Source organism: Bifidobacterium pullorum subsp. saeculare (genome assembly GCF_016899725.1).
Classification (GTDB): Bacteria; Actinomycetota; Actinomycetes; order Actinomycetales; family Bifidobacteriaceae; genus Bifidobacterium; species Bifidobacterium pullorum_C.
Genome location: NZ_JACLYU010000019.1, coordinates 21,329 through 28,816 on the forward strand (window position 1 = coordinate 21,329; position 7,488 = coordinate 28,816).

Sequence of the window (7,488 nt, forward strand, 5' to 3'; positions counted from 1 at the left end):
GAAGAAAGGTTCCCATGACCGATCCCAACGGTGAATTCCGATTCGACTTCCAGCTCGGCAAGCAGCCCGCCGCCGGCCAGCCCGGCGTCCCCGAGCCGCCGGCCCCCGCGCCGCAGCCGACCCAGCCGGCGCAGCCCGCGCGGCAGGCGGCCCAGCCTGTGCAGCCTGCCGTGCCGCAGCCCACACAGCCGACGATGACGCCGCAGTCGGCCGTGCCGCCCATGCAATTCCCGACGACCCAGCCGACGGCGGCGGGCGCGGCCTGGACGGCCGCCCAGCCGGCCGTCCCTATGCCGCCGGCCCCCGCCACCCAGCCGATGGAGGCCACCCAAGCCTTCGACCCGCTGGCCGAGGCCGTGCCACAGCCGCCCCAGCCGCAGTCCTATGCCCAGCCGACCCAGGCGATGCCGGCAGCCTCCGCGCCGCAGACAGTCCCCGCCACCCAGCCGATGGAGGCGACCCAGGCCTTCGACCCGCTGGCCGCCACCGAGGCCTACGATCCTTTCGGCCAGCCGACCGTACAGATGGCGGCCGGCCAGACCGCGGCCATGCCCGCCGCCGACCAGCCGACGATGGCTTACGGCCAACCCGGCCAGCCAACCGCCACGCAGCCGACGATGGCGATGGGCGTCGCCGAGCAGGGCACACCCGAGGACGAGCAGGCCACGCAGGTGTTCCAGCCGCTCCAGACGCCGACCGAGCCGCGTCCCCTCGCCGGCACCGGCGTGCCGCCGGTCATCCCGCCCACCGGCAACGGCCTCGGTTCCGTGGGCGACGCGGCCGACGACGGCAAGCCGAAGAAGCCAATGGCCAAGGGCAAGGTCGCGGGCATCGTCGTCGCGATGGTCGTGGTCATCGCGCTTATCGTGGGCGGCGTGCTGTGGTTCCGCTCCGCCAGCGGCAAGAACGCGGCCGAGTCCTGCACTCAGTCCCAGCAGGACTGGCAGGCGGCCTCGAAGGCGCTCACCGACAAGGTGAACGAGGCGAAGCAGGCGGCGGACTCCGCGACCGGCCAGGTCGCCGACGACAAAACCATCTCCAGCCTCAACTCCGCGATCAACGCGGCCAACGGCATCATCGTGGACAGCAAGGTCTCCTGCCCCGCCGACGCCGCCACCAGCGACCTCGAAAGCAACGCGAAGGTGTTCGCCACGGCCGCCAGGCGCGCCGCGGAACAAACCAAGACCATCGACGACGCGCTCAAGAACCTGGACAAGAGCAAGGCGACCAAAACCGCCAACGACCTCAAGGCGGACCTCAAGAACACGATCGCCAGCGCGCAGAGCACGCTGAACGCCTCCGCCGGCCAGGTGCAGGACGACACGGTGCGCACCGCGCTGCAGGACGCCATCTCGAACGCGAACAACGTGGCCTCGCAGGACAAGCCCTCCCAGGCGGATGTGGACAACGCCAAGTCCCAGCTGGAGAAGGCCGTCGCCGATGTGAACGCGTCGATCCAGGCCAAGCAGGAGGCCGACGCCGCGGCCGCCGAGGCCCAGCGCCAGGCCGAAGAGGAGGCCCGCCGCCAGGCCGAGCAGCAACAGCAGGACGAGCAGAACGAACAGGACGAGCAGAACGGACAGGGCCAGAACCAGGATCAGCAGAGCGCCGGAAACGGCGACAACGCCGGCACCACCCCGTTCACCGACTGACACGAACTGGCCCACGCCGGCCAACCGGCGCAGGCTGCCGGGCACGGGCTGCCGGGCACGGACTGCCGGGCACGGACTGCCGGGCACGGGCCGGCTGAAGCGGGCTTAACCGGCGCGGGCTGCCGGGCGCGGGCTTAACCGGCGCGGGCTGCCGGGCGCGGGCTTAACCAGCGTCCAGCGTCCATCGGCTCGCACCCCATGCGACGAACCGTACGCTAAGCCTCGCTCACAGTACGGTTCGCCGCACTCATACGACCCCCATGCGGCGAACCGTACGCTGACGCGCCGTAAGCGTACGGTTTGCCGCATCGGTACCGTCACTATGCGGAAAACCGTACTCCGGAGAGCAATCCGGAGTACGGTTTTCCGTATCAGGCCGCGGATTCCCCACGGCTTCCGCGGCGGTAGGGCGCCGCCACGCCACGCCGCCACGCTTCCGCACCGGCGCACTGCGCCGGCAGCGGCCCAGGCACCGGCTATGCGCGCCAGCGCCCTACCGCCTGATCACCGGCGCTTGGCCATCACCCGCAGCACGAGCTTGCGCAGCTCGGAGGCGACGAGCACGAACGCAGCCAGGCCGATGCACTCCAGCCAGGCCACGGCGCTCAGCGGCGTGGTGCCGAACGCGGAGTTGAGGAACGGCACGTAGATCACGATGAGCTGCAGCACGATGGACACGCCGATCGCGCCCCACAGCCACTTGTTCGAGAACAGGCCCACGAACGCGGACTGCAGGTGGGAGCGGGAGGCGATCGCGTTGAACAGCTGCGCGAACACGAGGATCGTGAAGCCCATGGTGCGGGCCTCGGTCATCTGAGCCTCGTGGCCGAGCGCGTCCACCGAACGGTCGGTGAACAGGCCGCCGGTCAGGTGCATGTCCATGCCGATGAGCGTGACGATGGCCATGATCAGGCCGATGTAAATGATGTCGCCCCACATCTGCCGGTCGATCACACGGTCGGTCAGGCGCCGCGGGCGGCGGTTCATCACGTCCTCGGTCTGCGGGTCCACGCCCATGGCCAGGGCGGGCGCCGCGTCGGTGAGCAGGTTGATCCACAGCAGCTGCGTGGCCAGCAGCGGCACGGTGACGCCCTGCGAACCGGGCTGGGTGATGCCGAGGAAGCCGGCGAGCACCACGCCGAAGAACACCGTGAACACCTCGCCCACGTTGGAGCTCAGCAGGTAGCGCAGGAACTTGCGGATGTTGTCGAAAATCACGCGGCCCTCGCGCACGGCGGCGACGATGGTGGCGAAGTTGTCGTCCGCGAGAATCATCTTCGCGCTCTGCTTGGTCACCTCGGTGCCGGTGATGCCCATGGCCACGCCGATGTCCGCGGTTTTGACGGCCGGTGCGTCGTTGACGCCGTCGCCGGTCATCGCCACGATGTTGCCCTGGCGCTGCAGCGATTCGACGATGCGCAGCTTGTGCTCGGGCGCCACGCGCGCGTACACGGAAGTCTTGGCCGTGGCCTGGTCGAAGGCCTGGTCGCCCTGGGCGGCGAGCTGGTCGAGCTGGTCGCCGGTCAGCGCGGCGCCGCTGGGCTCGATGATGCCCAGGTCGGAGGCGATGCGGGAGGCGGTCAGCGGGTGGTCACCGGTGATCATGACGGTGCGGATGCCGGCGCGGTGCGCCTCGGCCACGGAGTCGCGCACCTCGGTGCGCGGCGGGTCGATGATGCCGACGATGCCGGTCCAGATGAGCCCGCGTTCGATGACCTCGGCCTGGTCAGCGATGTCCGAGACCTCGCCGGCCGCGTTGGCACGGATACCGGGAACCTCGCTCAGGCGCGCGGTTTCCAGCGGACGGTATGCCTGGCCGAGCGTGCGGTAGGCCTCGCCGGAGAGCCGTTCGACGGTGGCGAGGATGTCCTGCCGGTCGCCGTCGGTCAGCGGCCGGACGGCGCCGCCCACGCTGATGCGGTCGCAGTAGCCGAGCAGCACGTCGGGCGCGCCCTTGGCGAACACGGTGAGCAGCCCGCCCTCAGCCTCGTCGCGGGCGATGATGGACATGCGCTTGCGTTCCGAGGTGAACGGCACCTCGGCCACGCGGTGGAACTGGGAGAGGCGGCGGTCCGCATGCGTTTTGCGCGCGGCGACGATGAGCGCCACCTCGGTGGGGTCGCCGACGATCTCCCACGAGCCGGCCTGCGCGCCCTGGCGCAGGTCGCCGTCGTTGGCCAGCGCGCCGACGGCCAGCGTGGCGAGTGCCTCGTTCTTCAGCGCCTCGGCGCCTTCCAGCTGCGCGCCGTTCACGCCGACCATGCGGCCCTCGGGCGCGTAGCCGGTGCCGGTGAGCGCCACCTCGCCGGAGGGGGTGACCACGCGTTCGACGGTCATCTCGTTGCGCGTGAGGGTGCCGGTCTTGTCCGAGCAGATCACGGAGGCGGAGCCAAGCGTCTCCACCGAGTGGAGCTTCTTGACGATCGCGTGGTGCATGGCCATGCGCTGCACGCCCAGGGCGAGCACGACGGTGAGGATGGCGGCCAGGCCCTCGGGCACGGCGGCCACGGCCAGCGAGACGGCGAGCAGCAGCGAGTCGATGACGTCGTGGATGTCGTGGAAGCCCTCGAGCACGGCCAGCGCCACGAGCACGATGACGGCGATGATGCACACCGCGACGCCCAGGATCTTGGAGACGTAGTCCATCTCCTTTTGCAACGGAGTCTTCTCGTCCTCGGTGGCGGACAGCAGGTCAGCGATCTTGCCGACCTGCGTGTTCATGCCGGTGCCGGTGACGATGGCGCGGCCGGTGCCCTGCGTGACGGAGGTGCCGTTGAACACCATGTTGGCGCGGTCGCCCAGCGCCTTGGCCTCGGCCAGCGTGTCCGGCTTCTTGCCGACGGGCACGGATTCGCCCGTCAGGCTCGCCTCGGCGATCCTGAGGCTGGCGGCCGCGAACAGGCGGCCGTCAGCGGAGACGGAGTCGCCCTCGCCGAGCACGATCACGTCGCCGGGGACGACCTCGGTGGTGTTGATGCGCGTGATCTTGCCGTCGCGCAGCACGGAGGTGGTGGGCGCGGTCATCTGGGCGAGTGCCTCGACGGCGGCCTCGGCCTTCGCCTCCTGGATGTAGCCGAGCACGGCGTTGACGATGAGGATGAGCACGATGACGATTGCGTCGAAGGGCAGCGCCTCGCCGCCTTCGGCGCCGGGGGCGGCGTTCGCCTTCTCGATGAACCAAGCGACCAGCGAGATCGCGGTGGCGGCGAGCAGCAGGTAGACCAGCGGGTCCTTGAACTGCGCGAGGAACTTCTTCCACTTGGGCACGGGCGCGGCCTGCGCCAGTTCGTTCGGACCGAACTTTTCGAGGCGTCGTTTCGCCTCTTCGCTCGTCAGGCCCTTGGCCGGGTCGACGCCGAGCGCGGCGGCCACCTCGGCCGCGTCCGTCAGGCTCGGGTCGGTGTCATGAAGCAGGGCCTGCTGGGGATTCCGGTCCTGGGTCGGGGCGTCCTGCCCCGGGTGCGATTGATCGTTACGCTGACCAACCATGGTTGTGTCTCCTTGGGAATGCCGCGGAGTAGTCAGCCTCCGACGTGCGGCGGGTCCTTCCCGGCCCCGGCCGCGCGCCCATGCTGCGCGGTTGTGGGCACCCACGGCAGCTGCCGCGGATGCGTGATAGTTACCATTATTCCATACGCATCTGCGGCCGCCCTGTCCCGGCGCTTCGGGACCGTGCTGGAGCGGGCATCTGCGCTTATCGGGGCGGATGTAGCGCCTTGCTGGCGCTCTGAGCGACAGTCACTATTGAGACAGGCTCGAGGTGCCTCATTTAAAAGTGAGCGCGAAACCGGGAGTGGAACGTCTGTTCGAGTACCGAACAATCGGCCGACTTTCAGAGGATGACACTGCGAATGGATTCCAGAAGCCTGCCCGGCAACTGGGCCGACCGTTCTCCGACGACGCACTGAAGGAACTTGTCCGAGCCTCACGCGGGTACCCGTATTTCATCCAGGCCTACGGCAAGGCGGCTTGGAACGCATCGGATTCCAACCCCATCCCGCTCACGGCCGTCATGGACGGAGAACCACTCGCCCGGAAGGAACTCGACAGCGGACTGTACCTGTCCCGCTGGCAACGAGCCAAAGCCTCGGGACGCCACTACCTCGCCGCCATGGCTGCGATCAACGGCGACGACATGTGCCAGTCCGCGGATGTCGCGGCATACCTGGGGAAAACGACCAAAGAAACATCCGCAGCCCGGGATTCATTGATACGCCTCGGACTGATCTACGCACCGGAACACGGCAAGGTCGCGTTCACGGTCCCCGGCATGGGTGAGTTCATCACACGCACAACCCCGACCGAAAGCCAGACCTACGACCACTAGTCCCACCGGTCACGCACACGCCCGGCCTGGTAGCCGGTGGCGGTGAGAGCTACGACGGCGGGATTGCCGAGGTCGCTGATGCTGCTCACGTGATGCGTAACCATGACCACCGTGCGCCCGGCATCCATGACCGCACGGATGAGCCACACCATGTCGCGCACATGCGCCGGGTCCACGCCGCGCAGCGGCTCGTCGAGCAGATACGTTGTGCGGTTCAGCAGGAGAGTGCAGTACGTCAATACCAGCTGCCGCTCGCCGCCGGACAGCAGGGAGAATCGTCGGTCCTCCAGACCGGTGAGACAGCGCAACCGGAAGTCCTGCAACACCGCCGCATACGGCATGGCGCCGTCACGCCTCATCGCAGCATACAGGCCGATCATCTGTCGGACGGTCACGCCGTCGAGGAACGCCGCATCCTGCGGCAGATACGCGAAGTCGCGCACAGAATCGCCGACGCTCTTTTCGCGGCTCCCGTGACGCGCAGCGTCTGTCGCCAGCGTTTCCAGCAGCGTGGTCTTCCCCGCCCCGTTCGCACCGATAATCATGCATGACGTATGTCGCGCCGGGGGTGTGGATGTTTTTTTGGATGGTCGTGCGGCCAGTCCAAGGCTTCTGCGGTATTGCACGGGGCTCTGCCGGCCCGGAGATTTCTTGGTGCGTGTCTCATTGTAGTGGGTCAGGTAGGCGGCGAGCCGCCCGTGGAACTCGTCGTAGGTCACGTCCTTCCAGTCGCGGCAGTGGAGGAACTCGTTCCTGGGCCTGCCGAGGAATCCCTCGGCGGCGGCGTTGTCGGGGCCGCGGCCCTTGGCGCTCATGGACCGGACCAGCCCGTGCTCCCCGCGGATGCGGATCCATCCGGGCCGCCGGTAGTGACAGCCCCGGTCCGAGTGGGCCGTCGGTGTCTCGCCGGGCGCGAGCGTGGCGATGGCGTCGAGCGGCATGCCGTCGGCCATGGCCGCGTCCGGGCTGCGCGACAGCCTCCGGGAGACGACCATGCCGTCGAAGCGGTCGATGACCGGGGACGGCCGGCGCTTGTAGCCGTCCATGGCGGACCGGGCGACGTCCGTCGGCCACAGCCGGTTCGGCGCCCCGGCGCGGAAGTCGCGCTCCACGAGGTCGGCGGGCGCCTCGGACGGCTCCCCCCTGTGGGAGCTCCGCCGCCTGGGCCTCTTCAGGCACACGGGCCGCGGCCCCTCCCCGCCCATGATGCGGCGCGCCACCTTCTCCGAGACGACCGGCGGGTCCGTCCCGTCCCGCCGCGGCATGGCATGGATGGTGCGCTAGCCCCACACGCGCCCGCCCCCCTCGGACAGGGCGCGTATCCGTCCGCGCGGGACGGCATGCCTGTCGCCGGCCTCCATGGCCGCGCGCTGGCAGTGGTAGGCGCCGCGCCCGGGACCCGCCGCGCCGGGGGCGGCGGCGAGACCGGACCCGCCCCTGACCCGTTCCACGACCCGCGTCTTCTCCCGGTTCGCCGGCCCCTCCGGGACGGGACGCGGGTCGCCGGCC

4 protein-coding genes and 1 pseudogene are annotated in these 7,488 nt (G+C 69.5%); 2 read left to right on the plus strand and 3 right to left on the minus strand.

Going from position 1 to position 7,488, the window contains the following annotated elements:
• Nucleotides 1-14: 14 nt before the first annotated feature.
• Nucleotides 15-1,652 carry a hypothetical protein gene (locus H7U32_RS07990; protein ID WP_204469548.1) on the plus strand — a complete coding sequence of 546 codons (1,638 nt, stop codon included), beginning with the start codon at nt 15-17 and terminating at the stop codon, nt 1,650-1,652.
• A gap of 504 nt (nt 1,653-2,156) precedes the next feature.
• Here H7U32_RS07990 and H7U32_RS07995 read toward each other — a convergent pair.
• Nucleotides 2,157-5,141: a cation-translocating P-type ATPase gene (locus H7U32_RS07995; RefSeq protein ID WP_204469549.1), complete on the minus strand. Its 2,985-nt coding sequence runs from the start codon at nt 5,139-5,141 to the stop codon at nt 2,157-2,159.
• A gap of 304 nt (nt 5,142-5,445) precedes the next feature.
• On the opposite strand from H7U32_RS07995, the gene H7U32_RS08000 reads away from it, so the two are divergent.
• On the plus strand, nt 5,446-5,979 hold the full coding sequence (locus H7U32_RS08000; RefSeq protein WP_204469550.1) for a hypothetical protein: 534 nt from the start codon (nt 5,446-5,448) through the stop codon (nt 5,977-5,979).
• Here H7U32_RS08000 and H7U32_RS10855 read toward each other — a convergent pair.
• Nucleotides 5,976-6,524, minus strand: coding sequence for an ATP-binding cassette domain-containing protein (locus H7U32_RS10855; protein ID WP_239457627.1), 549 nt, complete (start codon nt 6,522-6,524; stop codon nt 5,976-5,978). The two genes, H7U32_RS08000 and H7U32_RS10855, sit on opposite strands and share 4 nt — an antisense overlap.
• Nucleotides 6,525-6,572: 48 nt before the next feature.
• Nucleotides 6,573-7,488: pseudogene (locus H7U32_RS10860) on the minus strand (IS3 family transposase); the annotation flags it as partial.

Excerpts from the sequence above, each read along its gene's own strand:
- H7U32_RS10855 (WP_239457627.1), bottom strand. The coding sequence starts at position 6,524 with ATGATTATCGGTGCGAACGGGGCGGGGAAGACCACGCTGCTGGAAACG.
- H7U32_RS07990 (WP_204469548.1), top strand. The coding sequence starts at position 15 with ATGACCGATCCCAACGGTGAATTCCGATTCGACTTCCAGCTCGGCAAG.
- H7U32_RS07995 (WP_204469549.1), bottom strand. The coding sequence starts at position 5,141 with ATGGTTGGTCAGCGTAACGATCAATCGCACCCGGGGCAGGACGCCCCG.